Consider the following 25331-nt stretch of genomic DNA (forward strand, 5'->3'; position numbering starts at 1 on the left):
ACCCCTACCAATCACAATTGATTTCTGCCTCCTGATCACCAACCATGATTTTTGCTTTTTTGGCGAAATGCCAGCAATTGTCTGCACCTACATATTGAAAATCCTCTGGAGACAACTCAAACGTCACCGTTTTTTCTTCCTGCGCTTTTAATTCATGTTTGCTAAAAGCTTTCAGCAATTTTTTACGCTGAATAACAGATCCTCCAAGGAGTTTGACAAATACAAGCGAACTAACTTTGCCAGCAATCGTTCCTTTATTTTTAACTTTAACGGATACCGTTAGTTTGTCAACATTTGTTTTGCATTGAAGTGCTGAATAAGCAAACGTGGTATAGCTTAACCCTTCCCCAAAATCATGCAGTGGACTGCCACTTAAATCATAATAATTCTCTTGTTTTGAGGCATCTCTCTGATAATAATAAACAGGTAATTGCTGACTATTTCTAGGATAAGTAACACTTAAACGACCACTTGGATTTGATTGTCCGAGTAATGTCTTCGCGATTGCTTTTCCTCCTTCTTGGCCTGGAAACCAGCCAATCAAAACAGCATCAGACACTGCTTCGACCAATGACAAGTCAGATGGACGACCTTGGATTACTACTGAAATGAGTGGTTTTTCAAGTTTTGACAGTTCAGTTAAGAGGAATTCTTGCTTTCCTCCTAAAGATAACGAGGCGACATCAACATTTTCTCCAGAGTCCATATTTACCCCTTTTGATGAGACCGCGCCATTTTGTAAAAATTCCATATCGAAATTTCGCGCACTTGAGCCACCTAAAACAGTAATGATTAGATCTGCCTCTCCTGCTACTTGAAGTGCTTCTTCGATTTTTGCTTCTTGTGATACTTCATTTCGAATTTCGCAACCCTCGGCATACGTAACAGTCGCTGAAGAAAATAGCTGCTTGATTTCCCGATAAACCGTTTTTTCTAATTGGATTTCTGTTTGTGGAGCTGAATAATCACCCAACAAATGATACAAGTTATCTGCATTCGGTCCGATAACAGCAACTTTTTTCCCGCTTGGATTTAGCGGAAGCACACCATTGTTTTTAGTAAGAACTAAGCTTTCCTCTGCCAACTGTTGATTTAATTTTCTTGATTCTGTCAATAACTCTTCCCATTGATCTTTCGGGTCTTTGATAAAAGGATCTTCAAATAATCCCAATAAAAATTTAATTGCTAGAATGCGTCGGACAGACCGATCAAGCATGGCTTCGTCAATCACATCTTCCAACACGCCTTCTTCAATCCGAGTATAAGTTTCATCCCACAAACTTAAATCAATCCCAGCAGTTAATGCATGGCTAGCTGCTTCTGTTTGGCTTTCATATACATCATTCAGACGATCCAGAGCAATCCCATCTGCCATGACCAATCCTTGGAACCCTATTTTTGCTCGCAGGTTTTGTTCAAACAATTCATGGTTCACATGACAAGGGACACCATCAATATCATTGTATGCAGCCATTACTCCGACAGCATTACGTGTACTTTTTAATAACGGTGTATAAACATCTGCAAATTCTCGTCTGCCAATTGGAACAGTTCCAGAATTATGACCACCAAGAGCCTCCCCTTGTGCAATGCAATGCTTCAAGACCACACCAATTTGTTCTTTAGACCGATTAATATCTGCCACTCGTTGATCCAAGAAAGCTATTTCATCAGAAATCAGAGAACCTTGAAAACCTTGAACAATTGCTTCGCTCATTCGTGCACTGAGAATCGGATCTTCCCCAAAGCATTCTTCTGACCTTCCCCAGCGCGGATCTTTTAATAAATCCAAGGTTGAAACTAATGCTAAGTGCACACCTTTTGCTGCTAGTTCTTTCGCCATTAAGCGACTTGTCTGCTCAACTAGTTCTAGGTTAAAACTACTACCTCGACCAACATTCGTAGGATAAGAAATGCTTTCCAGTCCTTGATGCCCATGAGGACACTCTTCAACGATTAAAGCGGGAATTCCCCAACGAGAATGGCTAATCACGTACTCTTGCACTTGGTTTGCTACCTTCCAACTATCCTTTGCAGCAATTCCATTTTTATCATCAACTTTTGACCAAGGATCTGCACGAAACAACCCGTAAAGTGCGCCTAAGCCACCACCCCACTGAACATGATTCTTAAATTTTTCTGTTAATTCAACAGCTTCTTGTTCCTTTTTATAACACTCCCAGCCATAGAGATGCTGATTGACTTGCCCAACTTTTTCGCTAAGACTTAAGCGTGCCAATAAGTCTTCTACACGTTGGCGAATCGTTAGTTCTGGATTTTGATATGGATACTTAGCCAAGTTCCCCCGCTCCTTCTTGTCGTGCTTTATTTGCAGCTAATACAAACGGTACAAATAAAAAGACGTCTAAAATAATTAATAACACAGTCAAAATAGCTGCTTTTACATCGCCCCCAGTTGCAATAAATGATTGGATTACTGGCGGTGTAATCCATGGTGCTGCAGCAACTGTTTTTTCAATCAAACCAACACTTGTTGCAACATAAGCAATAACTAAATTGATTGATGGAATAAGCGCACAGGGAATCATATAAATTGGATTCATTACGACTGGTAGCCCAAACATCACAGGTTCAGTAATATTGAACAAGCAAGTTGTCAAACCAAACTTGGCGATTTGTCGCTGTTCTTGTCGTTTTGAAACCCACAAAATCGCAATCACTAATGGTAAGATACAGCCTCCTCCACCAATTAATCCAAATGCATTCGTAAAAGGTTCGGTAATAATATTAGGAATTTCTTTTCCAGCAGAAAAAGCATCCATATTTTCTTGAATCGATTGTAATAATGGTGCTTGACGAATTGGTGCCAAAATACTTGAACCATGCATACCAAAAACCCAAAGAAAATCAGAGAAGAATTGTAAAAATAAAATACCAGGAACAGATAAGACGAAAGCTTTTAAAGGTGTTTGAATGGCTAATTCAATCAAACTTGGAAAATCAAGACCAGTAAACTTATCCAGTAGAAAAACAAAAATAGCAAATAAAAGAATAACTGCTGTTTCAGGAACTAAAGAATTGAATGAAGTAGCAACTGCCGGTGGAACACCATCAGGCATTTTGATTTTTAACTTCTTGATTTTTGCTAGCTTCATAAATAACTCTGTCCCAACAATGGAAGCAATCATCGCCGTTGCTAGACCGGAAGAAGAAGTCAGACTTTGTAAAAATACGCCAGTTGCTTCAGCTGTACTACCGTCCACCAAAGTAACACTGCTTTTCAACGGCATCAGAATAAACATAACAGCAACGCTTAACACACCTGCATGCACTGCACTAAAAGCCGGATCATTCATCTCACCTGATCGAATGTAATGATTTGCTAAATTCCAGCCGATGTTATAACACACAACAATTGCTAAAATACTCATCGTACCATTATTGACGATGGAAGCCAGGTTTGCTAGAAAACTCAAGTCAATCCATTGTTGAACAAAGGCATTAGAAAAAATCAATGCATTTAACAAGACCATGACAGACGCCGCCATTACTAGTGGCATCGTAATGATAAAACTATCTCGAATTGCAAGTAAGTGACGCTGGTTGTTCATCTTAGAAACGATTGGTAATAACTTTTCAGATAACTTGTCTACAAAACTCATTAGTAAATCTCCCCCATTTAAATAAGTTGAACCGGTTCAACTTCACTATAGCATGACTTTTATTTTTTGCAACAGTTTTTTTGGAGGCGGATTCATTTTTTTGTAAAATAGCTAGTTAACTAAAAAAATACCCAACCAAAAAATTGGATGGGTATTTTAGATTTTGTTTTTTAAGAAATAACTACTCATGAAATTCCTTAATTAAATCTGTCATTGCTGAAATACTTTCTTTCTGTCCCGTTTCGATCCAACTCAACCACACTTCAAAGATGCCAGCTGACATGAATTTGATCCAGTAGTAACGTTTACTTCCTTCCCAATCTTCCCAAGTGGTCGTTTCATCGTAAAAGCGGGCCATTTGTTGACTAAAGAGTTGAAAGATAATCTCTTTGTAACCTCCTTCAATAGCCGCTTGGAAATCTGGTGTCAGTTCTTGAAAAAATTCAGACAAATCATCAATTTTCTGTTCATGACTAACTTTGTTGATTGTTTTATCAAAAATAGCTTGAAATTTGGGTTCATAATATTCGGTCAACACTTGTGTTAGATCAGTAAAATGCCGATAAAATGCCATTCTACTCACACCTGATCTCTTAGCTACTTCAGAAACTGTCAGTTTTGATAATTGTGTTGTTTTTAATAATTCGAGTGTAGCTAATGTGAGCCATTTTTTGGTATCCTCTTTGATACTTTTTGAATAATTCGTCACTGCCATAACAGATTCCTCCTTCTGTTACAAATGCCTATCAATTGCTTGATTAAGCACTTTTTATCTTCTAAAATAGCATCCATAACAAATGTAACATCAGGAGGTAAAAAATGAAAGTATTAGTCACAGGCGCAAATGGATTTGTCGCAACTCATATCATAAAATTATTGCAAGAAAAAAATTACGAAGTTAATGGAACTGTTCGGAATTTGGATCGAGCTCCTGTTATTTTTGAAGGTGTTTCTTACTTTGCTGCAGATTTAACAAGTGCTTCTGGTTGGAAAGATTCGATGGTTGGTGTTGATGCAATTCTCCATGTTGCTAGCCCTCTTGGACATGAAAATTCCAACGATCCAAAATTGATTGATGAGGCTGTTCAAGGTGTTCAACATGTTTTTGATGCTGCACATCAAGCTGGAATCAAACGGATTATCATGACTTCCAGTCAAGCAGCAGCTACTCCTTTAGCAAGCACGACAGGCGTGATTGATGAAACGTATTGGTCTGATCAGCACAATCCAGAACTCAATGCTTATCGGTTATCAAAACTTGCTGCAGAAAAAAAGGCTTGGGAATTAGCCCAAAAGTATGATTTAGCTTTGACAACAATTTTACCAGGCGCTATTTTTGGTAAGGCTTTAACCAGTAACCGCTCATCAAATGGTGTCTTAGATGGTATCAAACGTTCTCGTTTAGTACCAAAAATTACGCTTGAAGTGACAGATGTTAACGACCTAGCTAATTTACATCTTTTAGCTTTAGAAAATAATGACACGATTGGCGAACGAATTTTAGCAAAAAATACAGACCTCTCTTTCGCACAAATCAGTCGAATTTATGGAAATCGACCAATTATCGTCCCTGATTTTGCTTTAAAATTTGCAGCCAAATTTGTTGGCGAATTGCGCTCATTAGTTCCCATGTTGAAACGCAAATATACTCATAGTAATCAAAAAGCGATCAAGTTGGGGTGGCAACCACGAGATGGACGTCAAACGGTACTCGAAGCAATCGAAAATTAAGTTAAAGAACGAGTCTGGGGCAAAATTAAAAATCCAGTCATTCATCGCACATTCTTCACTTCAAAGAACGCCTAAAATTAACGTTTACAAAACGAATTTTAGGCGTTTTTTTATTTAGATTACTTTTGTCCCAATCCTATTTTAAATGTGATTCTCTGAACCGAATCAAGTACTTGTCGGAAAAAATAGCTAGACTTATCTCAGCTTTTTGTTGATTTCACGGTTCAAATTTTCGCGCCAATCTTCCGTATACGTTTTTGTACTTTTCAACAGTTCATCGCAAAAAGAAGCCACATCTGTTCCCGTCACTTCAAGAACTTTTTTCCCGTCAGCTATACCTTCTTCAAACAGATCAATCAAATCATATTGCACTGCCATCATGTCATAACCACTACCAGTTGCAAATTTCCACATATGGCTTTGGATTTTTTTGAAAACAAATTGGTAATCATTTGGCAACGCATCGACTCGTGCCATTTGTGCTTTATATTCTTTTTTACTTGTAATGATTTTTTTTACATTCAAGTAATCATCAAAAAACTTATTCATTTACTGTTTCCTCCTTTAATTGAGTCATCTTTTCTGATAAAAATGCCCACTTTTCCCAAAAAATTGCCAGTTCAGCTCGCCCAGCATCATTGAGGGTAAAAAATTTTCTTGGTGGTCCTATATCAGAGGGCTTCTTTTTCGTATCCACCAGTTTATTTTTTTCAAGACGTAACAAAATCGTGTACACTGTGCCATCCACCACATCAGTAAACCCAAGAGCATTTAGCTTTTTTGTTATCTCATAGCCATACGTCTCTTGCTGACGAATGATTTCCAAGACGCAACCCTCAAGTACGCCTTTGAGCATTTCTGTTAAATTTTCCATATCCTTCTCCTTAAATTTCCCACTTCCAGTAATAAGTATTACTAAGTACCGCTATATAGTATTACTTATTACTTAAGTTGTCAAACTTTTGTGTGTATTTCTAAAAAAGGTACCCCAAAAAAAGAAGCTACGACTGATAAGGCCGCAGCTTCACTCTTTCTTGTGAGAAAATAGTCATAAAACTTATTTTTTCAAAATCAACTTTTGATTTTCAATTTGATAAACTACCTCTGCCACTTCATGAACAAATAACGTATCATGAGAAGTAAAAATAACAGTTCCCGGATATTGTTTGATTAATGCTTCTAAAGCTTGCATCGTATTTACATCAATAAAGTTCGTTGGCTCATCTAAGATTAGCGTATTTGCTGGTTTGGTAAAAAGTAAGGCAATCGCCAAACGTGTGGCTTCACCACCACTCAACTCACGAATAGGTTTAGTGATTTCTATTTGTTTAAACCCTAAATTATTTAGCAAGGCTCGCACAAAAGGTTCTGGATATTCCGTTTGTTTCAATAAATAAGCTAATAAGGGTTCCTCACTTGTTAATTGATAGTCCATTTGCTGATAAACAGAAAAAATAACATTTGAAGAGACAATTATGCCTCGTTTTTGGTCAAGAATATAACGCAATAACGTCGATTTTCCAGAACCGTTAGCACCTGTAATTGCAATTTTTTCTCCTAAACCAAATTGAAAAGTAGCTTCTTCTATTAGCTTTTTTCCAGTAACTTCCAACGTCACTTGATCTCCCATGATTGGAAATTTATTATGGATTTCCAGTGTTTTTGGCACAGGAAAAATAATTTTCTGATTTTTCACATCAACAGTTTGTTCTACTAATTGGTCTAAACGACTGGTCATTGCTTTTGCTGTTTTTTGTAAAGATTTTTGGACCGTATCTTTTTGTTTTGAAGAAGCTAGCCGATCTGGACGTTGACTTTTTTGTTTCTGTTTTTTCGTTGATTGTGTTAGTTTTTCTGCCTGTGCTTGTTTTTTCTTGATAGCATTTTCTAAACGCTTCTTCTCTTTTTGAAAATGATCTGCTAAACGCTCTTTTTCGATGCACTCTGCTTCTTTTTGTTTCACATACTCTGTATAATTTCCGTGAAATTCTCTCACGCGTCCCTCTTCAATTTCCCAAATTTTGGTCGCGATTTGGTTTATGAAGAATCGGTCATGACTGACTATAATTAATGTGCCGTAATAATAACTTAGTTCTTTAATCAATGTTTCAATACTCTGGCTATCCAAATGAGTGGTTGGCTCGTCCAGTAATAAGCCCATTTGATAATCTGATAGCTGATTGGCTAAACGAAATTTCGCTTGTTCTCCCCCACTAAGAGTCTCCATTCCCATTGTTGGAACAGCAAATCGACTTAACAGTTCGCCATCTAGTTGGTTACTAACGTGGACCTTTGTTAGCTCTTCGCTTTGGGCATAGTAATTAAATTCAATTTCTCTTTGAACTTTTCCACGATCAGGCTCGACTTTACCAACAATCATTTTTAGTAATGTTGATTTTCCACTTCCGTTTTTTCCAATAATTGCAATTCGTTCATTTTGATAAATCGTTAATTCATCAATAGATAAAATGTTTTTGGCGCCAAAATTTTTTTCAATATTTATTAATTTAACAGCTAAAGTTTCCATTTTTTCCGCTCCTTTTATGAGGGAAAAGTGTACAAAAAAGAGGTAGCCATAAGCCACCTCTTTGATTTCAATCAAAATTATCGAAGGAAAAAGGATACACTCATCCCCTGAAATCACATGTGCTTAGGACTTTTTTATTAACTAAATGTCATTAAAAGTTCAATGCGCAATTTCATGGAAGCAGTCATCTTTGTTCTCCTTTACTTTTTCTTTTCTAAACTATAACAAAAATACCGATGTCCTTCAAGCCTCGGCTACTTGCCGTTCATCCTTGAAGCCTGTTTTCGCGAAAATCCATAATAGTAACAAAACAGCTACCGTTGACTGGATACCTAACATTAAAATCAGATCAAAATGTACAAAACCAACTACCGCAGCAAGAATCGATCCTACACCCAAAACATTCAGCATTAGATTCGCACTTTCCTTAAACGTTTGGATAGAAGAAAAACGACTCTTTCTTGTCATCCATAAAAAGAGTGATGCGCCAAACAAAATCATGATAGTCATAACGAGTAAGATAAACCCCAAACTTAGACTATAGGACAAAATAATCACTGGACGATTGCTGAGATAGAATTGTTCTTCTAGAAATTGTTCAAATTCTTGTGGTGTTTGACTCATTGCTGGTGTAAAAGACGGCCCATAGTTCATCGTATAGCTTCTAGTTTGTCCATTGTCTTGTTGCTGAATGTGCCACTGTGTTTTTTCAAAATTAATAAACGTACCCTTTTGTTGAACACTCTTTGGTAAATCCACGCCCACTATCAGCTCTTGGTTTTCAAAAATGATGGCTTCTTTCCCCTTTAATTCGCCGTTGACAACTCGTAAGTGAGAAAATTGCTCCACACCTGCTTGATCCATCATCTGATTGACCGCTAAAAATTGCTGACTCGGTATTGCTGTAACCTGATTTGCGTAATAAAGAGTGATTGGGATCGTCATAAAAGAAACTAAAAAGACTAATACTAAGAAAAATTTTGGCCACGAAAGTTCTTTTCGTCCAGCAAACAAACGTTTTGGTCCAGCTAGACTGGCGAAATAATTAAATGGGAAAGTTTGCATTTCTGATACCTCCTATCCTTTGGTTCCTCCTGAAGTTAAGCCTGTAACAAAGTTCTTTTGTAAGAAGAAGAATAACAAACAAATTGGTAAAGCAATTAAGATTGCTCCCGCTGCAAATAACGATACTCTTTGATTCGTTACGTCAGAAATAAAGGTTTGCAACCCTACTGCTACTGTTTGGTTCTCCGGTGTACGTAATAAGAATTTTGATAGCATGAAATCGCCAAATGGTCCCATGAATGCCCATAGTGCTTGAACGGCGATCATTGGCTTAACTAATGGTAAAACGATTTGAGCGAAAATTCGAAAATGACCTGCGCCATCTAACTTCGCTGATTCATCAAGGTCGATCGGCACAGTATCGAAATAGCCTTTCATCAACCAAGTATTCATCGGGATGCCACCACCAATATAAATCATTGTTAGGAACCAATACTTGTCTAGCGCATCAAGCAAGAATGCCATAACATAAAAGGCAGTCAAAGCCGCCATTGTTGGCACCATCTGAATAACTAAGAAAAACATCAAACTTGATTTGCGACCAATAAAGCGATAACGACTATATGTGTAACCTGCTAATGTTACAACCGTTACTTGTATCACCATTGTTAATACAGAAATAATCAAGGTATTTTTATACCAAGTGCCATACAATGTTTCATTAAACAAACGTGAAAAATTATTTAATGTCCATTCACCGGATAAGTCTAAGCTAAATGCAGCAATGTTCCCTGGCTTAAATGCTGTACTAGCAGTAATCAATAGTGGATATAAAATAATGATTGAGAGAAATATCAAGAAAGCATACGTAAAAAAATGTGACACGCTTCGTTGAAATCTCGCACTAGAATTTATTTTTTTCATCTGCTAATCCCCCATGTTGAACGCATTTGTTTTCTTAAAGACAAGCAAGGAAACACAAATTACTACAGCAGAAATAATCAATGTAATTGCCGAAGCCATTGAATACTGTGGCGATGTCCCTGTTGTCAGTTTGTAGATCCAAGAAATCAAAATATCGGTTGAACCTGCGCCACCACCGACACTACCTGGCCCTCCATTATTAAATAGGTAGATCATCGAGAAATTGTTGAAGTTCCCTGTGTATTGCGTAATGAATGTTGGCGCCGCCACTAAGAAAATTGCAGGTAACGTTATATTTGAGAAACGTTTCCAAGCATTCGCCCCGTCAATTTTTGCAGCTTCATACAAATCTTCAGAGATTGACTGCAAGATTCCAGTGACCATGACATAGATATATGGGAAACCTAACCAACCTTGAACAAGAATAATTGCCACTTTTGTCCAATTCGGATCTGTTTTCCAAGAAATTGCGCCAATATCAACCAAAGGTAAGTTGTTCAAAAATGGGATAACTTGTGTGTTAATCGCTCCAACACTGTCATTAAAAATGTTAGAGAAGCTCATAATTGTAATAAAAGCAGGAACAGCCCAAGGTAATAAGAAAATAATACCAAATACACGTTTAAATTTAATAAACTTTTGGTGAGCAACTACGGCAGTCAACACGCCTAAGCTAATTTGCAAAGTTGTTGCACACAAAGTCCAGATGATTGTCCAACTGAAAACAGATAAAAAAGTATTTCGATAGGAACTTAAAAAGAAGATACTAAAGAAGTTTTTGAATCCCACCCAATCAATCAAACTTGCAGGCGGAATGTGGTTGAAATCGTAGTTTGTAAATGCTGTAAATAAGGTAACCAACACTGGAAAAATAATGGTAAAAATCATTAAAAGATAGGCTGGTAAAGTTAGTAAGTAAGGAAATCCTTCATCCCCAATAGTCTGCAACGTTTCTTTCATTGTTACATTGATTTTTTGGCCATTTTTTCGCATAGTTGCGACACGTCGTGCATCATAAAGATTTAAACCATAAAATAGAAAGAAAATAATCGTGATGATTAATTGTAATGTTCCTTCAATCAAAATAAACAATGAATGATCTTCTATAGGGATACTTCCCAGTGTTACTAATCCAACTAATGATTGAAAACCACCAAGGATCATTTGAATCACAAAAATAAGAAAGATACTGAAAAAGGCAATTCCTTTCGCTTTTTGTCCATTTGCTAGCTGACCGAAGCCAGGTATTAGCGAAAAAAGTGTCACTTTATTGACTTGAACTTCATTTTTCGTTCCAGACTGTTTCATCTAAAACGCCCCCTAATCATTTGATTCTAACTAGTTAAAGGGGAAGTGACCTAAGCCACCGCTCCCCTTCTTCCTTTATGTCTAGCTTTGTGGAACTTTAATATTTTTGCTCAATTGCCTCAGTAATTGTTTTGACTGCGCTGTTAGCAGATTCTTTTGGTGTTTTAGCACCAGAAGCTGCATCAAACATTAAGTTTTCTGCCCCTGTCCAAACTTCAGCCATTTCCGGAATGTTTGGCATTGCTTGTGCTGTTTCATACTGTTCGATTACCGCAGTTGTCAATTCATCATTTTTAGCTTTAGCTGTTTCACGTGCGCTTTGATTTGCAGGAATTTCATTGACCATTTCGAAGAATGTTTCTTGGTTTTCTTGGTTAGTCACATAATCAAGCCACTTTTGAGCCACATCTTTATTTTTTGCGTAGTTGCTAACAACCCAACCTTTACCTCCACCAAATGGTTGGTAAGATTCACCGTTATCTAATGTTGGAATTTTTGCTACGCCGTAGTTAACTTTACTTTCTTTATATGATTGTGCTTGCCATGGTCCATCAATAATCGCTGCTGCTTTGTTTGAAGTAAACTGTTGTGTCACAAAGTCGCCAGCACTAGTCACATCTTGCATTCCTTTTGGCCAAACATTTTGGAACCAGTCAGTTGCATAAGTGATTCCTTCAACTGCACCAGCATTGTTTAAACCAATATCTGAAGCATCCGTTCCATCTTCACCAAAAACATAACCGCCATAACCTGCAAGTAGTCCGTATGAATAATAAAAATCAGTCCATTTTGCTAGGAAGCCAGTGTTTTTACCTGCTTCTGAATCAAATGCAAATCGTTCGTCTTTCGCAAGATCTTCGACTTCTTTGAATGTTGTTGGTGCTGCATCGATCAAGTCTTTGTTATAATACAAAACCAGTGTTTCAATTACAGCAGGTTCTCCGTAAATTTTGCCATCATAAGTTACTTGTGCTTTATCCGTTTCATCGTAATCTGCTTCATTTCCTAATTTTACTTCTGCTAAGTGACCTTGTTGTCCCAAAGCACCGATTCGGTCATAAGCAGCCATCATCACATCTGGCCCTTTTCCTGCAGGACCATCAAGAGCTAACGCTTCTAATTGGTCAAACATGTCTTTTTCAACTAATTTTATTTTGACATCATTCTCTTTTTCAAACTTACCTTTAATCTCGTTCATGTAATCGGTATAACCTGAATCAACAGAAATCGTTAGTGTTTTCTCATCATCTGCTGCTTTACTGTTTGATTTTCCACCATTACCACAAGCAGCAAGTCCACCAATCACACCGACTGAAAGCAAACCTAAACCTAATGTCTTCATCATTTTACTTTTCATTTTTTATTTCCCCCTGTAGTTTATTTTTCTGTTTTCTTACTAAAATCATTATACTGTTATTAAAAATATTAGTGCAACCGCTTTCTCTTTGTTACCGGTAACAAAATATCAGCAGCTAAGAATAAACCCATGTGGTTGGATCTCAATTTTTTCATCTTTCAAGACATGAACACCTTGTGAAAAAAGTACTTCACTTGGTTGGTCTACGACATACACGTTCTCTGATTCATTAAAAATGGCTTGAACTTTTTGTTGATCTAGTTGTCGAGCAAACGAAATAATTCCTTGTGTTTCAGGTGATGTTTTCCACAAAGTTTCTCCCTCGGATAAAATTAAATGCAACCGTTTGCGCAAATGAATAAGTTCTTTCATAAAGGCAAAAAGTTCCAAGTCTTGCTTTTCTTCGTCCCAAATCATACATTTCCGACAATCAGGATCATCATGTCCTGTTAAACCAATTTCTGTTCCATAGTAAATACAAGGTGAACCTTTTTGTAAAAACATGAACGTCATGACAGCTTTCAGCAACTCTTTATTTTCTTCACACATCGTGAGAATTCGCGCTGTGTCATGGGAATCCAATAAATTGAAAGTTCCTTCATTGACTTGGTCTCGGTAAAGCATTTGTTGTTGATTCATTCCGCTAATCATTTGCGAAACACTGATTTTCTTTTTCACAAAATAATCTTTGATTGAATCTGTAAATGCATAATTCATTACTGCGTGAAATTCATCTCCCTGTAACCAAGCTTGTGAAGAATGCCAGATTTCACCCAAAATATAGATATCGGTTTTTGCCTCAGTGACTGCTGTATAGAATTTCTTCCAGAAGTGATGATCGACTTCATTTGCTACATCTAATCGCCAACCATCGATATCGAATTCTTCGATCCAATAAGTCGCAATCTTTAAAAGATGTGCTTGCACTTCAGGATTTGCCGTATTTAGCTTAGGCATATGTGGCGTAAATGCAAACGTATCATACGAAAGATGTTCTGCTGTTTCTGGCACCTCTGTCAACCGGTAATCGTCCACTGGAAAGGAATGGATATGAAACCAATCTTTATAAATCGACTCTTCACCGTTTTTAATTACGTCTTGCCATTGTGGTGAATCATCGCCCATATGGTTGAAAACAGCATCTAACATCACGCGAATCCCTCGTTGATGCGCTTGCTCAATTAATGTTTTAAATAATTTTTTATCACCGAAATGAGGATCAATCTCTAAATAGTCAATCGTGTCATATTTATGATTAGACGTTGCTTTAAAAACTGGACAGAAATAAATACCATTGATTCCTAAATCAACTAAGTAATCCAGATGATCAATTACTCCTTGCAGATCACCGCCAAAAAAATCATCCCGATCCGGCGCTTTACTTCCCCACGGTAATGTGTTTTCTGGATCGTTATTCGTATCTCCATTAGCAAAACGTTCTGGGAAAATTTGATACCAAACAGTTTCTTTCACCCATTCTGGCACTTTGAAACGATCAATTTCTTGAAAATAAGGCATTCTAAAGTACATGTTTGGTTCTGCTAAAAAGCGATTTTGATAAGGAAACACGCCTTGATCCCCATAAAAACATTCCGTTTCATCTTTGCCAATCACATGAAACCCATATTGGATTCTCCTCGTATCACTATGGACTTCAAGTTCCCAATAATCATGCACATTGGTACTTAATCCTTTTTTCATCGGCACTTCTTCTAAGTACCACTGTTCCGTCGTGAATGTGTATGGATCACCCTTTATCACAAATACTTTTTCGATATCATCTTTGCCAGTTCGTAGCCGCAAACGAAGTGTTTCTTTCGTATACAAATAAGCAAATTCGCTTTCTGGGCGATGATAAACTGCTGCTGTGTTCATGTATTTCCTCCTTTTTTACTTCTAAGATAATTTCACTATAAAAGAATCAAGCACGAAAGACAACGCTTTCAAAAATGTTAACGATAACAAGTTCTCTTGAAACAAAAAAATGTACGAAAACATTTTTTGTTTTCGTACATTCACTTACTGATTGCTTCAATGTTTTTATTGATAGGTTTGTTTCTGGTCACAAACTTGTTCAATCACTTGCCAATCTAACTCAACACCTAAACCAACTCCTTGAGGAACGACAATATTTCCTCTTTCCATTTTTGCCGGTTTCTTTATGACGTCTGCAGTGTAATAACGATCAGCAGCTGAGATATCACCAGGAAAAGTAAAGATATTTTGGCTAGCAAACTGTAAATTTAACGCTCGGCCAATTCCAGACTCGAACATTCCTCCAAGCCAAACTAGTAACTGATGTGTTTGACAAAAATCAACGATTCGTAGAGCTTCTGTGATTCCTCCCACGCGTGGAATCTTCAAATTGATTCCTTGACAACTTCCTAGCGTATAAGCGGTTTTCACATCCTCCAATGTCCGAATATTTTCATCTAAACAAATCTTTGTCTGAAGATGTTGTTGAAGTCTGGCATGATCGACAAAATCTCGTTGATGAAAAGGTTGCTCAATCATCGCTAAGTTCAATTGATCTAGTTGTTTAAATAACTCTAAATCAGCGAATGTATACGCTGAATTTGCGTCTGCCATCAGGGGAACATCTGGGAACTCTTCACGAATAGCACTTAGTGGCACAATGTCATAGCCCGGTTTGATTTTCACTTTGATTCGCTGATATCCTTGTTCAAGATAATTTGATACTTGTGCAATCAAATCCTCTGTTGTCGCATGAATCCCAATACTGACACCAACTGGGATTTCTGATTTGTGGCTGCCAAAATAACTTTGTAAACTTCGCTGTTCTCGTTTCGCAAACAAATCCCAAACGGCCGTTTCCAATGCTGATTTTGCCATAAAATTTCCTTGGACAGTTTGAAACAATGACCAAACATCCCCTACCTTTTGCAAATCAGCTTGAAATAGACGTGGCACTAATTGCTGTTCGATAAGTTGCCGATCCGCACCAATCGTTTCTTCGATATAATCAGGTTGTTCAAAAGAAACTAGCTCTCCGTATCCTTGATTGCCTAGCTCATCTTCTAAAATCAAAAGGTCTAACGCTTTTTCGTTAAGGACACCATAACTGGTTTGAAAAGGGGTAACTAATGGTAAACGTAGTTGGTACTGCTCAACTTTCATAATTTTCATCACATGTTCCTCACTAACAGTGCGTTTTTCTTTTTGCTAACCATTGAGACAATTTGTTCGCAAAAGCTTGTGACTGTTCCAGATGCACACAGTGACCACTATCAGGAATAACTGCCAATGTCGAATGTGGCAGTTGCTGACACAACGTATCCCCAATAGCAAGAAATTTTGGATCTTGTTCCCCTACCACGTATAGAACTGGTTGCTTTAACTCTTCTAATTCCAACCAATAATTTTTTTGTACACCTGTCCCCATAAACCACAAACTCATTGCCAAACCAAATTTATTTTGACTCAATCGCTCATCTCGAATCTTTTTTTGTATTTCTTTCGGTAATTTTTTTTGGCTAGAAAATAACGGAAGATTTTGCCAAAAATCTACAAAATCAACGAGTGGTTCACGCCATAGCCTGAGCGCTAATCGTCGGTCAGACTCTTTTCGCTGTTTTCTTTCTTGCTCGTCTACAATTCCAGGAGTTCCAGCTTCTAAAATGACACCAAGAAGTTTACTTGGATGCTCAATCGCCCAAGCTAATGCGACTCTTGCCCCCATAGAATAGCCTAAAACATACCATTGGTTAATTCCTAATTCCTGTATCAACTGATTGAGGTCCTTCACTATTTCGGACAATTGATAACGCCACGGATGTACAAAAATACTTGATTCACCATGGCCAAGCAAATCAATGAACAGGAAATTATATATTGGATCTTGAAGCAACTGAAACGTTTGCCTCGTTCCAGTGAAACCATGCAAGCAAACAATCGTCTCCTTTGAAGGATCGTATTTTTGTTGCCAGCTATACGCATATTTTACGCCACGAATGATCTTATTCATTTATTTCACCGATTTTTTCTCGGTATTCAGCTACTACCTCTTGCCAAAACTGCACTGGTTCATCTTGATTTCCTGCAATCTCAATCAATGTCCAACGATCAGCAAACCGACTTTTCTCGATTGCAAATTCAAATTCAGCTAAGGAAGTTGGTTTGATATACTGGCCATCGTATAAATCAGCCACTTTTGCAAAATCCAATGAAAGTGGTGTCTCAAATAACGGAGTAAAATCTGTTTTATCCAATTGTTTTTGCGGTAAAAAAGAAAAGATTCCGCCACCATTATTATTGAGTAATACAATTGTAACTGGTAACTTCAATGAACGGATCATTTGCAGTCCATTCATATCATGAAAAAGTGCCAAGTCCCCAATCAATAAATAAGTCCGTTGCATCGTAGCAGCTGAAATACCGGCTGCCGTTGAAACAATGCCGTCAATTCCATTGATTCCACGATTACCAAATACTGGATAAGAAGTGACGCTACTCATTGCATAACGGTCTACAAAACGAATGGCATTACTGTTTGATAAAAAAAGTTGTTCATCAGCATAAAGTAACTCACTCAATTTCAAGCTGGCACTACTTTCATTGAAAGACTGTGACAGGGTTTCTTTTTGAAGTACGACTTGTGCTGTTTCTTCAGCTTGCTTCCATCCATTTAGCCAGCTTGAATGCTTTTGTTTTTCTATCGAATCCACAGCTAGGGCTGATTGACAAAAAACGGAAATCGTGAAAGGTAAAAAGTAATTGGTTACGTGTAATAAGTCTTGCCACTGTTCTTGCTCATCGACTAACACAAAAGTCGTCGTTTCTCTAGTTAGTTTTTGTAAATACAGCATGACATTTTTCGTAACTGGTAGCCGACCAAAACGAATCACTACTTCTGGCTGTTCCACATTGCTACTAGAGAAAATCAACTCGGCATGCTTCAAGTAATTCTCACTTTGACTACCACAGGTTGCTAAATTAGTTAGCGGATCGCCAATAATCGGCCAGCCCAAATACTCTGCAAGCTGGATCAACAATTGTGCTTCTGTTACACTCACTTCATTTCCAACAATCAATAATCCTTTTTTTTCCAACCAATCTGAAAGCTCTGGTATTGATTGGACTGCTTCTTCATTCTTCGTCAATTTTTCACTTTTAAAAGATTTTTCTAACTGAAAATCTAAATCTGGTAGCAATGGCTCACGAAAAGGTAAATTGGCATGAACAGGCCCCATTGGTATTTGTTGAGCAGTATATCCTAGCTGGACACCTTGCCAATAACTATAACGTTGCATTGACTCCGAGCCTTCCGGAACAGCTAACTCCACAAATTTTTTCACATGGGTCCGATAAAGCTCCTGTTGATTCATCGTTTGAGGTGCACCCACTTCACGTAGTTCTGGCGGGCGGTCTGCAGTTAAAACAACCAATGGATGATTGGTTTCTTTGGCCTCACAAATTGCTGGATAATAATTTGCTGCCGCTGTCCCAGATGTACATAACAAGGCAACTAGTTCTTTTTTTGATCCTTTAGCTAAGCCTAAGGCAAAAAAACCCGCAGAGCGCTCGTCAACGTCAACGTAACATTCAACTTCAGGATCGCGAAAAAGCAATAGTGCTAGAGGTGTAGAGCGTGAACCAGGACTAATGACTACTTTCGTTAACCCACCTTCTTTTAAGCCTTGAATAAAAGCTAACAGATAACTAGTTGTTTCTTGTTTACTCGTCATTGCCTTTCACCCCTCTAATCATTGGTTGAAATTTCAACCTTGTTTCCAATCGTTCTGCTTCTGGATCTGAATCATCAACAATTCCACATCCAGCATATAATAAGCCTTGATTTCCGCTGAAAATACCTGAACGAATCCCCACTGCAAACTCACCGACATCTTCGGTTAAGTCAAGCCAACCAATTGGTGCGCCATAAAGTCCTCGTCCGGCGACTTCTTTTTCCGCCAGCCAACGTAAAGCCTCTGCCTTAGGCTCTCCACCTAATGCAGGCGTTGGATGCAATTCTCGAACAACATCTAGCAAACTAGTTTGCCCTTTCCTAGAACCTTTGACAGTTACAAATAAATGCTGAATATCTCGGTTTTTTAAAAGACTCTTATCTGAAACAAGCAATTCACCTTGCGTAAAATCTTTTAGCTGCTTTTTGATTCGTTCGACTACCACTTGATGTTCATATGAGTTTTTAGCGTCTTTTAAAAGTTTCAAACTATTTTCCTGGTCTTCTGTTTGATTTTTCCCTCGTGAAATTGAACCTGCAATGCCCGCTGTTGCAAACATCGTTCTGCTTGCTTCAACAAGTCGTTCAGGCGTTGCTCCGACGAAAGCTTGCTGTTTGTCCTCCAAGGCAAAAACATAAGTATTTGGTTGTTGTCGCAATAAATTTTCGACAATTGTTTCGATTGAAAAAGACTTTCCCTTGAGTTCCATTTGACGTGCTAGAACAACCTTTCTGAGTTTAGCATTTGTTTTTTTGATTTCCTCCACGCTTTCATCAACCAAGGAAACAAACGCGTCAACGTTTCGTTCTTTCCTAACGACATTTGTGCATGAAGATTCGACAGGAGGGTGATCGAGTAAGTTCGCAACTTCATTTTCCAATGATTCAAAGTGTTTCTCAAGCCTTTTAAAAAACTCTGAGTCGCAAGTCTCTTTTTCTTGATGACAAGTTAGCGTGACTACGCAAAAATCCTCTCTTTGAGTAAACAAAATTTCAGGTAATACAAAGTAGCCATTTTCTAACTTCCCCCAAAATGATTCTTTCGCGCCCTCACGGTCAAACGGGAACCCACCGAATAAGATAGGTGCTTCTTTTCGTTTACTCACCATGCAAAAACTTTTAAAAAACTCCTTCTTAAATCGCTCAATCGCTTCAAATTCTGTTTCCGCATTGAAAAACTGCTTCACTGTTCCTAACCCAATATAGCTTAAGTGACGGTCTGGGGTTTGCCAAAAAAAACGCGCACCACGGTAGTCGCTAGTTTTAGCAAATAATTGACCAAATTCTTGAGACGGAAGTTCATAACTATAACTAAAGTAGGCTTTCTCAGTTGAAGACACTTTTTCTTTCCAATTACTTAAGTTGATTTTCAATATAATTCACTCTTTCTTCTGTCAGAAATAGTCGTTTCAATGGTTTGCCACTCGCCGTTTTTGGAATACGCGACACACTAAAGACTTCACTAGGATGTTTAAACGTTGCTAACGGTTGTAAGACTCTGGCTAATTCATCACTTGTTAAATCAGCCATTTCTCTCACTACTAAATAGGCTACTGGTCGTTGTCCCCAGCGTTCGTCTCTTCGTCCTACCACCACGACTTCTTGGATCAACTCACTCTGGAGCAACGTAGATTCAATTTCTGCAGGATAAATGTTTTCGCCACCAGAGATAATCAATTCGCTCATCCGGCTATCCACATATAAAAAACCATCTTCATCCAGATGACCTAAATCCCCCGTTCTGAACCAGCCATCTTGTGTCCATGATTCTTCGTCGCGATAGTTTAAATAGTGACTAGCAATTGTCGGCCCTTTTAGTAAAATTTCTCCAGTAGTTTGCTGATCCTGGTTCGTTTCGATTTTCAACCTAGTTCCGGTCAACGGGACACCAGCAGAACCCAATTTTTCTGACGCTTTTTCTGGTGATAAAGCAACCACTTGTGAACAAGTTTCTGTCATTCCATAAGACTGGATTACCAATAGTTTTTTGACTACACATTCGCTTAACGTTTCCCGATCAATTGGCCCACCACCCAATAATAGTTTTGGTGCAGTAGCATACCCATTTTCCGGAACAAGCGGTAGAAGGTCTTTTAACGTTTTTGTCACAACAGAAAGACAGATTTCTTGCCCTTCCAATAGCTCTTCATGGATTCTTTCTGGAGAAAAATTCGTATGTAAACGAACACTAATACCCAACATTAATGAACGCAACAAGATTGCCAAACCACTAATATGATACAGAGGTAAACAACAAATCCAGCTCTCAGAAGCTGTCAGTTTCATGTTCATCTTGGTTGCTAAAGCGCTGGCGCGATGATTCGCAAATGTTTGTGGCACTCCTTTTGGTTTCCCTGTCGTTCCAGATGTATACATAATAGAAGCAATTTTTTCCTCATCATAACCAGAATCATGATAGTCCAGTTGATCCACTACAGGCAATTGTGTTGGACTTGGAAATTCCAGTAAAGAACTAGTTACGGAAATATGTGCATGTTCTGTAATCAGCCACTTAGTTTCAGCATCAGCTAATTGAAATGCAACCTCCTCCGATGTCAGGTGTGTGTTTAAGAACTGAACTTCAAGACCTAACTCCCACAAAGCCAAAATTGTCAAATAACATTGCTCTGAGTTTTGGCTATAAATGGCTACTCTTTGTTCGTTTTCAGGCAATTTTTGTGCAAAATAAGTCGCGTATCTTTGGACAAATTGGTTTAATGCAGCAAAAGACCACCTTTTATTTTCAAAATAAAAAGCTGGTCTAGTTGGATGAAGCTGTGCTTGTTGCTGCAACCAACTCCTTGGATGTAGCCTATGGGAATTTAGGGAATTGATCAAAATCTGGTTCTCGTTTTTCTTTAAAGGCATCGCGCCCTTCTTGTGCTTCATCCATAGTGTAATAAAGTAACGTTGCATCACCAGCAAGTTGTTGAATGCCAGCAAGGCCATCTGTATCAGCATTCATAGCAGCTTTAATCATGCGCAATGCCAATGGACTTTTTTTCAACATTTCTTCTGCCCATTCAATTGTCACATCTTCCACATCAGCTAGTGGAACCACCGTATTAATCCAATTCATTGCTAGTGCTTCTTCAGCTGTATATTGTTTGGTCATGAACCAAACTTCTTTTGCTTTTTTATGACCTACGACCCGCGCTAAATAACCTGCGCCATAGCCGCCATCAAAACTACCAACATTAGGACCCGTCTGCCCGAATTTGGCATTATCAGCCGCAATCGTTAAATCACAAACCAACTGCAATACATTTCCTCCACCAATTGACCAGCCCTTAACCATTGCAATTACTGGCTTGGGAATCACACGAATTAAGCGTTGTAAGTCAAGAACATTTAAACGTGGAACTTGATCGTCACCAACGTAACCCCCATTCCCTCGAACTTTTTGATCACCACCAGAACAAAATGCCTGATCCCCAGCGCCAGTTAAAATAATGACACCGATATCTTGACGTTCACGACTAATTGTAAAAGCGTCCATCATTTCAAAAACTGTTTTTGGGGTAAACGCATTATGAACCTCTGGGCGATTGATTGTGATTTTCGCGATTTTTCCATATTGTTCAAATAAAATTTCACTATATTCTTTAATTGTTTGCCATGTTCTCATAATTTTCCTCCTTCAATTCATCCTTTTTATTATACACAAGAACGAAAGAAAACGGTTAAAAATCGGCGGAATTTTTAGTATTCTGTTATACTAAGAAAAAGAACGGAGTGATATTTGTATGAATTTATTGGAACATTTACAAATCAAAACGCTAGAACTTTCTCCAGAAAAAGTTGTCTTATCTTTAGACATCCACGCCATTCATTTGCAACCTTATGGCTATCTACATGGCGGAATCAATGGTGTTTTGATTGAAACAGCTTGTAGCCTTGGCGCAAATCAACATTTAGAGCAACCTCATTTTGCTGTTGGTGTGGATCTACAAGTAAATCATCTCAATAAAGCACAGACGGGTACGTTAACTGTCATTGCTGTGCCAGACAAAGTTGGACGCTCTTTACAAGTTTGGCATGCAGACATTTTTTTAAATCAACAAACAAAAATCGCAGTCGGACGCTGTACCTTAGCTGTCAAATAAAACAGGTGAAGCTTTCAAGTTATTTTTGAAGAGCTTCACCTGTTTTCAGTAAAACGATTAATGTTTAACTATTACTGTTTGAATGGTTTGATACATCACTACAATTGCACAGAAAATCAAGAAAATCCCCATAACTGCTGGCGCAGAATGTCCCAGCGAGACATATAGCTGTCCACCAATCAATGGTCCGATAACTCTTGCTAACGATTGGATTGCTTGACTTCCACCTTGCACGCGTCCTTGTTCCTGTTGTGTAACTGCTTTGGATAAGAGGCCGTTGAACGCTGGCCCAAAAATTGAATCACCAAAACCAAAGATAAACATTCCGATAATAAATAAACTTGGTTGGTGAAAAATTGTCGAACAAGCAATCAATACATAGCCAACAATTTCAGCACTCATTCCTAAGGTAACAATTTGACGATCCGTGAGCCATTTTAGTAGTCGAGGCATGATTAAGCTTTGAGAAAAAATATCTTGAATACCAATTATTGAAAAAACTAAACCGATAACTGTCGGCTGCCAGTGAAAAGAATCAATCGTAAATTGAGAAAACACTGCTTGAAATGCACCGTTTGGAATCCAAAGCAAAAAACCGGCGAACAATAAACGACTGACTTGCTTAATGGAAAGAATATTTTTTAATTGGGTAAATGGATTTAAGCGACTAACAGGAACTGCGGTCAAGCGACTTTCTTTTGCTAAACTTTCTGGCATAAAGAAGTACCCAAATAAAAAATTGAGAAACGTTACAAAAGCACCGGCAAACATTGGAATTGCATAACCAAAATTAGCAAGTAAACCACCGATCGTTGGTCCGAATACGACACCAACACCGGTAACAGCACTAATCCAGCCAAAATATTTCGTTCGTTCCTCAGCTGGAGTGATATCTGAAAAATAGGCAAAAATCGTACCAATCGTCCCTCCCGTGAACCCTTCAATTATCCGACCAAGAAATAAAATCCAAAGTGCACCACCTAAACCAAATACTAAATAGCCAATTGTTGAACCTAACAAGCAAATCAGCAACACAACTCGTCGGCCAAAGCGATCGCTTAATGCACCTAATCCAGGAGCTGCCAGAAAAACACAAACAGCATATACAGAAGTCAGTGCTGTCACTGCAAGTGCTTGATTGGCTGGATTACTGATATAAGGTTGAACTAAAAATGGAATCACAGGTGAAACAATTGTAAAACCAATGCCTGAAAGAAAAACGGAGATCAAACCAAAAAGAAAAGCCTTTTGGTCGATTTGATTACGTGATTTGATCGTATTTTGTTGATTAGAAAACATAAAAAACTCCTTTGTTATAAATATCATATTGTGTCCTAGGCAACAAAATAATATTCTTTTTTTGTGTCCTTGTCAACAATTTTTACGCAAAAAAATAGAGCGAATGATTCGCTCTATTTTCAGTCAACATTTTGCTCTCTAAATTTTCTTCTCACAAACCTAATTTCTCGATTTCCTGATTTAGATGTTGGTCATACTTTGCTAAAAAAAGCCCTAATTCTTCATACTGTTGTTCCGTCACTTGGTCAAAAATCACTTGGTCTCGTTGCTGAAATTCTTGATGTGTCCGTTCGTGCACTTCAAAAACTTCTTTTCCCTTCCCAGTCAATTTGAAATAAACTTCTTTTTTATTGTCAGGTTTTTGATAACTTTCGATATAGCCTTTTTTCACTAATTTTTTAGTTATTTTACTAATTGCACTTCTTGTCATAAATAATGAACTAGCAAGCTTAGTCACATTTGAGTCCTGATTTTTCCCGATGAATTCGATACAGTGGACTTCTGATGGCTGATAGCCTTCTAATCGTTTTTCCATTGTTAATTTGTTCAGCCACGCCATTTTGCTGAAAACATTTCTTGCTTTATCCATAACGGCTGCATTTGTTTCCTTTTTGCCCATTTCTAGCCCTCCCGTAAGCTTCTTCTCACCTAGTATAGTGATTTTTCGAAGTTGATTCAACTACATCCATTATTTTTCAAATCAAAAGAAATGTTCGCTATGCCTAAAAAAAAACACAAACCATAGTTAACATTACACAAAAATTAGGTTATAATGAACTAATTGAAAAAAAGGAATTAAAACAAAATGTGTTTAGGATGTGGATGAATGAGACAAACAAAAGATTTTATTTGGACTTACATAAAAATTCTTTTTGCTTTACTTATTTTAGGTGTAAGTATCAACTTATTTTTAGGCCCTCACCATGTAGCGGCTGGCGGTGTTAGTGGGCTAGGTATTTTATTTGAATCCGCTTTTGGAATGAATCGTGCTTTAGTTATTTTGGCTTTGAATAGTCTCATGCTAGTGCTTGCTATTCTCTTTTTAGGCAAAAAATTATTTTTAAAAGTTCTTTTTGGTAGCATCGTTTTTCCCCTTGTGATTGCCATCGTCCCTGAGACAATGGTGACCTCTGATCGCCTACTATCAGTTATTTTTGGTAGTGCCATTTTTGCCTTAGGTGTTGCGATTTTATACAACAACAACTCTTCTAGTGGTGGAACGACCATCCCTCCGTTAATCTTTAAAAAATATTTTCACTTGAATACATCCATTGGGTTGCTGTTAACTGACGCTGTGGTAGTCTCCTTAAACTTACTTATTTTCGGTTTTGAAGAATTTCTTTATGCCATTCTCTCCATTGTTATTACTTCAATTGTCATGACCTATATCGAAACTGGTCTCAATCGTAAGAAATCAATTATGATTATGAGTGAAGATTCATTAGAAGAAATCCGTATTCGTTTAACTGCGGAGATTGGTCGCGGTTTGACTTTATTAGAAGCAAAAGGCGGCTATAATCGAAAGCCTAAAGAAGTCTTACTGATTGTCACGACGGATCAGGAATTTACTCGGATCAAACCATTGATCAAAGAAATCGATCCAACTGCTTTCGTTATCGCAAATAATGTTGCTGAAGTTACAGGTAGTGGCTTCACCTATCATCCGATTGAATGATGAGCTTTTATGCTTTTTTTAAGGTTCATTCCTTATTATTAGGACATCCCAAAACTCCTAATTTTTTCATTT

At 37.8% G+C, this 25331-nt stretch carries 22 protein-coding genes; 3 read left to right on the forward strand and 19 right to left on the reverse strand.

Annotated features, from left to right (window positions below):
- Positions 1-4: 4 nt before the first annotated feature.
- From RV17_RS02350 to RV17_RS02360, 3 genes are all read right to left on the reverse strand, one after another.
- Positions 5-2299 (reverse strand): glycoside hydrolase family 3 N-terminal domain-containing protein, encoded by a 2295-nt coding sequence (locus tag RV17_RS02350; RefSeq protein ID WP_071868404.1) that lies wholly within the window; start codon positions 2297-2299, stop codon positions 5-7.
- The gene (locus RV17_RS02355; RefSeq protein WP_071868405.1) at positions 2292-3623 is read right to left on the reverse strand and encodes a PTS sugar transporter subunit IIC; all 1332 of its coding nucleotides are present in this window, start codon (positions 3621-3623) and stop codon (positions 2292-2294) included. Before RV17_RS02355 ends, RV17_RS02350 begins: the two co-directional genes overlap by 8 nt.
- A 181-nt stretch (positions 3624-3804) precedes the next feature.
- A complete protein-coding gene (locus RV17_RS02360; RefSeq protein ID WP_067482145.1) occupies positions 3805-4338 on the reverse strand; it encodes a TetR/AcrR family transcriptional regulator in 534 nt (177 codons plus the stop codon).
- A 104-nt stretch (positions 4339-4442) separates the two neighbouring features.
- On the opposite strand from RV17_RS02360, the gene RV17_RS02365 reads away from it, so the two are divergent.
- On the forward strand, positions 4443-5354 hold the full coding sequence (locus tag RV17_RS02365; RefSeq protein WP_071868406.1) for an NAD-dependent epimerase/dehydratase family protein: 912 nt from the start codon (positions 4443-4445) through the stop codon (positions 5352-5354).
- Between the two features lie 195 nt (positions 5355-5549).
- Here RV17_RS02365 and RV17_RS02370 read toward each other — a convergent pair whose 3' ends face one another.
- The 14 genes from RV17_RS02370 to menB form a co-directional block, all read right to left on the reverse strand.
- Positions 5550-5903 carry a DUF1048 domain-containing protein gene (locus RV17_RS02370; RefSeq protein ID WP_067482147.1) on the reverse strand — a complete coding sequence of 118 codons (354 nt, stop codon included), beginning with the start codon at positions 5901-5903 and terminating at the stop codon, positions 5550-5552.
- The gene (locus tag RV17_RS02375) at positions 5896-6228 is read right to left on the reverse strand and encodes a PadR family transcriptional regulator (protein ID WP_071868407.1); all 333 of its coding nucleotides are present in this window, start codon (positions 6226-6228) and stop codon (positions 5896-5898) included. Before RV17_RS02375 ends, RV17_RS02370 begins: the two co-directional genes overlap by 8 nt.
- Positions 6229-6411: 183 nt before the next feature.
- Complete coding sequence (gene abc-f / locus RV17_RS02380; protein WP_071868408.1) at positions 6412-7881, reverse strand: ribosomal protection-like ABC-F family protein; 1470 nt, start codon at positions 7879-7881, stop codon at positions 6412-6414.
- A gap of 243 nt (positions 7882-8124) precedes the next feature.
- Complete coding sequence (locus RV17_RS02385; protein ID WP_071868409.1) at positions 8125-8946, reverse strand: maltodextrose utilization protein MalA; 822 nt, start codon at positions 8944-8946, stop codon at positions 8125-8127.
- A gap of 12 nt (positions 8947-8958) precedes the next feature.
- A complete protein-coding gene (locus tag RV17_RS02390) occupies positions 8959-9810 on the reverse strand; it encodes a sugar ABC transporter permease (protein WP_071868410.1) in 852 nt (283 codons plus the stop codon).
- 3 nt (positions 9811-9813) lie between these two features.
- Positions 9814-11118, reverse strand: coding sequence for a carbohydrate ABC transporter permease (locus RV17_RS02395; protein WP_067482155.1), 1305 nt, complete (start codon positions 11116-11118; stop codon positions 9814-9816).
- A gap of 97 nt (positions 11119-11215) precedes the next feature.
- A complete protein-coding gene (locus RV17_RS02400) occupies positions 11216-12475 on the reverse strand; it encodes an extracellular solute-binding protein (protein WP_067482157.1) in 1260 nt (419 codons plus the stop codon).
- 108 nt (positions 12476-12583) lie between these two features.
- Positions 12584-14350: a glycoside hydrolase family 13 protein gene (locus tag RV17_RS02405; protein WP_071868411.1), complete on the reverse strand. Its 1767-nt coding sequence runs from the start codon at positions 14348-14350 to the stop codon at positions 12584-12586.
- A gap of 165 nt (positions 14351-14515) precedes the next feature.
- Complete coding sequence (gene menC / locus RV17_RS02410; protein ID WP_071868412.1) at positions 14516-15622, reverse strand: o-succinylbenzoate synthase; 1107 nt, start codon at positions 15620-15622, stop codon at positions 14516-14518.
- Positions 15623-15635: 13 nt separating this feature from the next.
- Positions 15636-16460, reverse strand: coding sequence for a 2-succinyl-6-hydroxy-2,4-cyclohexadiene-1-carboxylate synthase (menH, locus tag RV17_RS02415; RefSeq protein WP_067482163.1), 825 nt, complete (start codon positions 16458-16460; stop codon positions 15636-15638).
- A complete protein-coding gene (menD, locus tag RV17_RS02420; protein WP_067482165.1) occupies positions 16453-18180 on the reverse strand; it encodes a 2-succinyl-5-enolpyruvyl-6-hydroxy-3-cyclohexene-1-carboxylic-acid synthase in 1728 nt (575 codons plus the stop codon). Before menD ends, menH begins: the two co-directional genes overlap by 8 nt.
- Positions 18170-19552, reverse strand: coding sequence for an isochorismate synthase (locus RV17_RS02425; protein WP_071868413.1), 1383 nt, complete (start codon positions 19550-19552; stop codon positions 18170-18172). The genes menD and RV17_RS02425 overlap by 11 nt, the downstream gene beginning before the upstream one ends.
- Positions 19533-21047, reverse strand: coding sequence for an o-succinylbenzoate--CoA ligase (gene menE, locus RV17_RS02430; protein WP_083571956.1), 1515 nt, complete (start codon positions 21045-21047; stop codon positions 19533-19535). Before menE ends, RV17_RS02425 begins: the two co-directional genes overlap by 20 nt.
- Positions 20992-21807, reverse strand: coding sequence for a 1,4-dihydroxy-2-naphthoyl-CoA synthase (gene menB, locus RV17_RS02435; RefSeq protein ID WP_067482168.1), 816 nt, complete (start codon positions 21805-21807; stop codon positions 20992-20994). Before menB ends, menE begins: the two co-directional genes overlap by 56 nt.
- Before the next feature lie 118 nt (positions 21808-21925).
- Here menB and RV17_RS02440 point away from each other — a divergent pair, with 118 nt between their 5' ends.
- The gene (locus RV17_RS02440) at positions 21926-22285 is read left to right on the forward strand and encodes a PaaI family thioesterase (protein ID WP_067482170.1); all 360 of its coding nucleotides are present in this window, start codon (positions 21926-21928) and stop codon (positions 22283-22285) included.
- Positions 22286-22342: 57 nt separating this feature from the next.
- On the opposite strand, the gene RV17_RS02445 is transcribed toward RV17_RS02440, so the two are convergent.
- Positions 22343-23584 (reverse strand): MFS transporter, encoded by a 1242-nt coding sequence (locus RV17_RS02445; RefSeq protein WP_067482172.1) that lies wholly within the window; start codon positions 23582-23584, stop codon positions 22343-22345.
- A gap of 151 nt (positions 23585-23735) precedes the next feature.
- The gene (locus tag RV17_RS02450) at positions 23736-24203 is read right to left on the reverse strand and encodes a MarR family transcriptional regulator (RefSeq protein WP_067482174.1); all 468 of its coding nucleotides are present in this window, start codon (positions 24201-24203) and stop codon (positions 23736-23738) included.
- A gap of 207 nt (positions 24204-24410) precedes the next feature.
- Here RV17_RS02450 and RV17_RS02455 point away from each other — a divergent pair, with 207 nt between their 5' ends.
- On the forward strand, positions 24411-25259 hold the full coding sequence (locus RV17_RS02455) for a YitT family protein (RefSeq protein WP_067482176.1): 849 nt from the start codon (positions 24411-24413) through the stop codon (positions 25257-25259).
- Positions 25260-25331: the final 72 nt, after the last annotated feature.

This window comes from Enterococcus thailandicus, assembly GCF_001886265.1.
In the GTDB taxonomy this organism is placed as follows: Bacteria; Bacillota; Bacilli; order Lactobacillales; family Enterococcaceae; genus Enterococcus_B; species Enterococcus_B thailandicus.

Bases quoted from the DNA above. Each gene is read 5' to 3' on its own strand.
- RV17_RS02355 (WP_071868405.1), bottom strand. From the start codon at position 3,623: ATGAGTTTTGTAGACAAGTTATCTGAAAAGTTATTACCAATCGTTTCT.
- RV17_RS02360 (WP_067482145.1), bottom strand. From the start codon at position 4,338: ATGGCAGTGACGAATTATTCAAAAAGTATCAAAGAGGATACCAAAAAA.
- RV17_RS02365 (WP_071868406.1), top strand. From the start codon at position 4,443: ATGAAAGTATTAGTCACAGGCGCAAATGGATTTGTCGCAACTCATATC.
- RV17_RS02370 (WP_067482147.1), bottom strand. From the start codon at position 5,903: ATGAATAAGTTTTTTGATGATTACTTGAATGTAAAAAAAATCATTACA.
- RV17_RS02375 (WP_071868407.1), bottom strand. From the start codon at position 6,228: ATGGAAAATTTAACAGAAATGCTCAAAGGCGTACTTGAGGGTTGCGTC.
- abc-f (WP_071868408.1), bottom strand. From the start codon at position 7,881: ATGGAAACTTTAGCTGTTAAATTAATAAATATTGAAAAAAATTTTGGC.
- RV17_RS02385 (WP_071868409.1), bottom strand. From the start codon at position 8,946: ATGCAAACTTTCCCATTTAATTATTTCGCCAGTCTAGCTGGACCAAAA.
- RV17_RS02390 (WP_071868410.1), bottom strand. From the start codon at position 9,810: ATGAAAAAAATAAATTCTAGTGCGAGATTTCAACGAAGCGTGTCACAT.
- RV17_RS02395 (WP_067482155.1), bottom strand. From the start codon at position 11,118: ATGAAACAGTCTGGAACGAAAAATGAAGTTCAAGTCAATAAAGTGACA.
- RV17_RS02400 (WP_067482157.1), bottom strand. From the start codon at position 12,475: ATGAAAAGTAAAATGATGAAGACATTAGGTTTAGGTTTGCTTTCAGTC.
- RV17_RS02405 (WP_071868411.1), bottom strand. From the start codon at position 14,350: ATGAACACAGCAGCAGTTTATCATCGCCCAGAAAGCGAATTTGCTTAT.
- menC (WP_071868412.1), bottom strand. From the start codon at position 15,622: ATGAAAATTATGAAAGTTGAGCAGTACCAACTACGTTTACCATTAGTT.
- menH (WP_067482163.1), bottom strand. From the start codon at position 16,460: ATGAATAAGATCATTCGTGGCGTAAAATATGCGTATAGCTGGCAACAA.
- menD (WP_067482165.1), bottom strand. From the start codon at position 18,180: ATGACGAGTAAACAAGAAACAACTAGTTATCTGTTAGCTTTTATTCAA.
- menE (WP_083571956.1), bottom strand. From the start codon at position 21,047: ATGCCTTTAAAGAAAAACGAGAACCAGATTTTGATCAATTCCCTAAAT.
- menB (WP_067482168.1), bottom strand. From the start codon at position 21,807: ATGAGAACATGGCAAACAATTAAAGAATATAGTGAAATTTTATTTGAA.
- RV17_RS02440 (WP_067482170.1), top strand. From the start codon at position 21,926: ATGAATTTATTGGAACATTTACAAATCAAAACGCTAGAACTTTCTCCA.
- RV17_RS02445 (WP_067482172.1), bottom strand. From the start codon at position 23,584: ATGTTTTCTAATCAACAAAATACGATCAAATCACGTAATCAAATCGAC.
- RV17_RS02450 (WP_067482174.1), bottom strand. From the start codon at position 24,203: ATGGGCAAAAAGGAAACAAATGCAGCCGTTATGGATAAAGCAAGAAAT.
- RV17_RS02455 (WP_067482176.1), top strand. From the start codon at position 24,411: ATGAGACAAACAAAAGATTTTATTTGGACTTACATAAAAATTCTTTTT.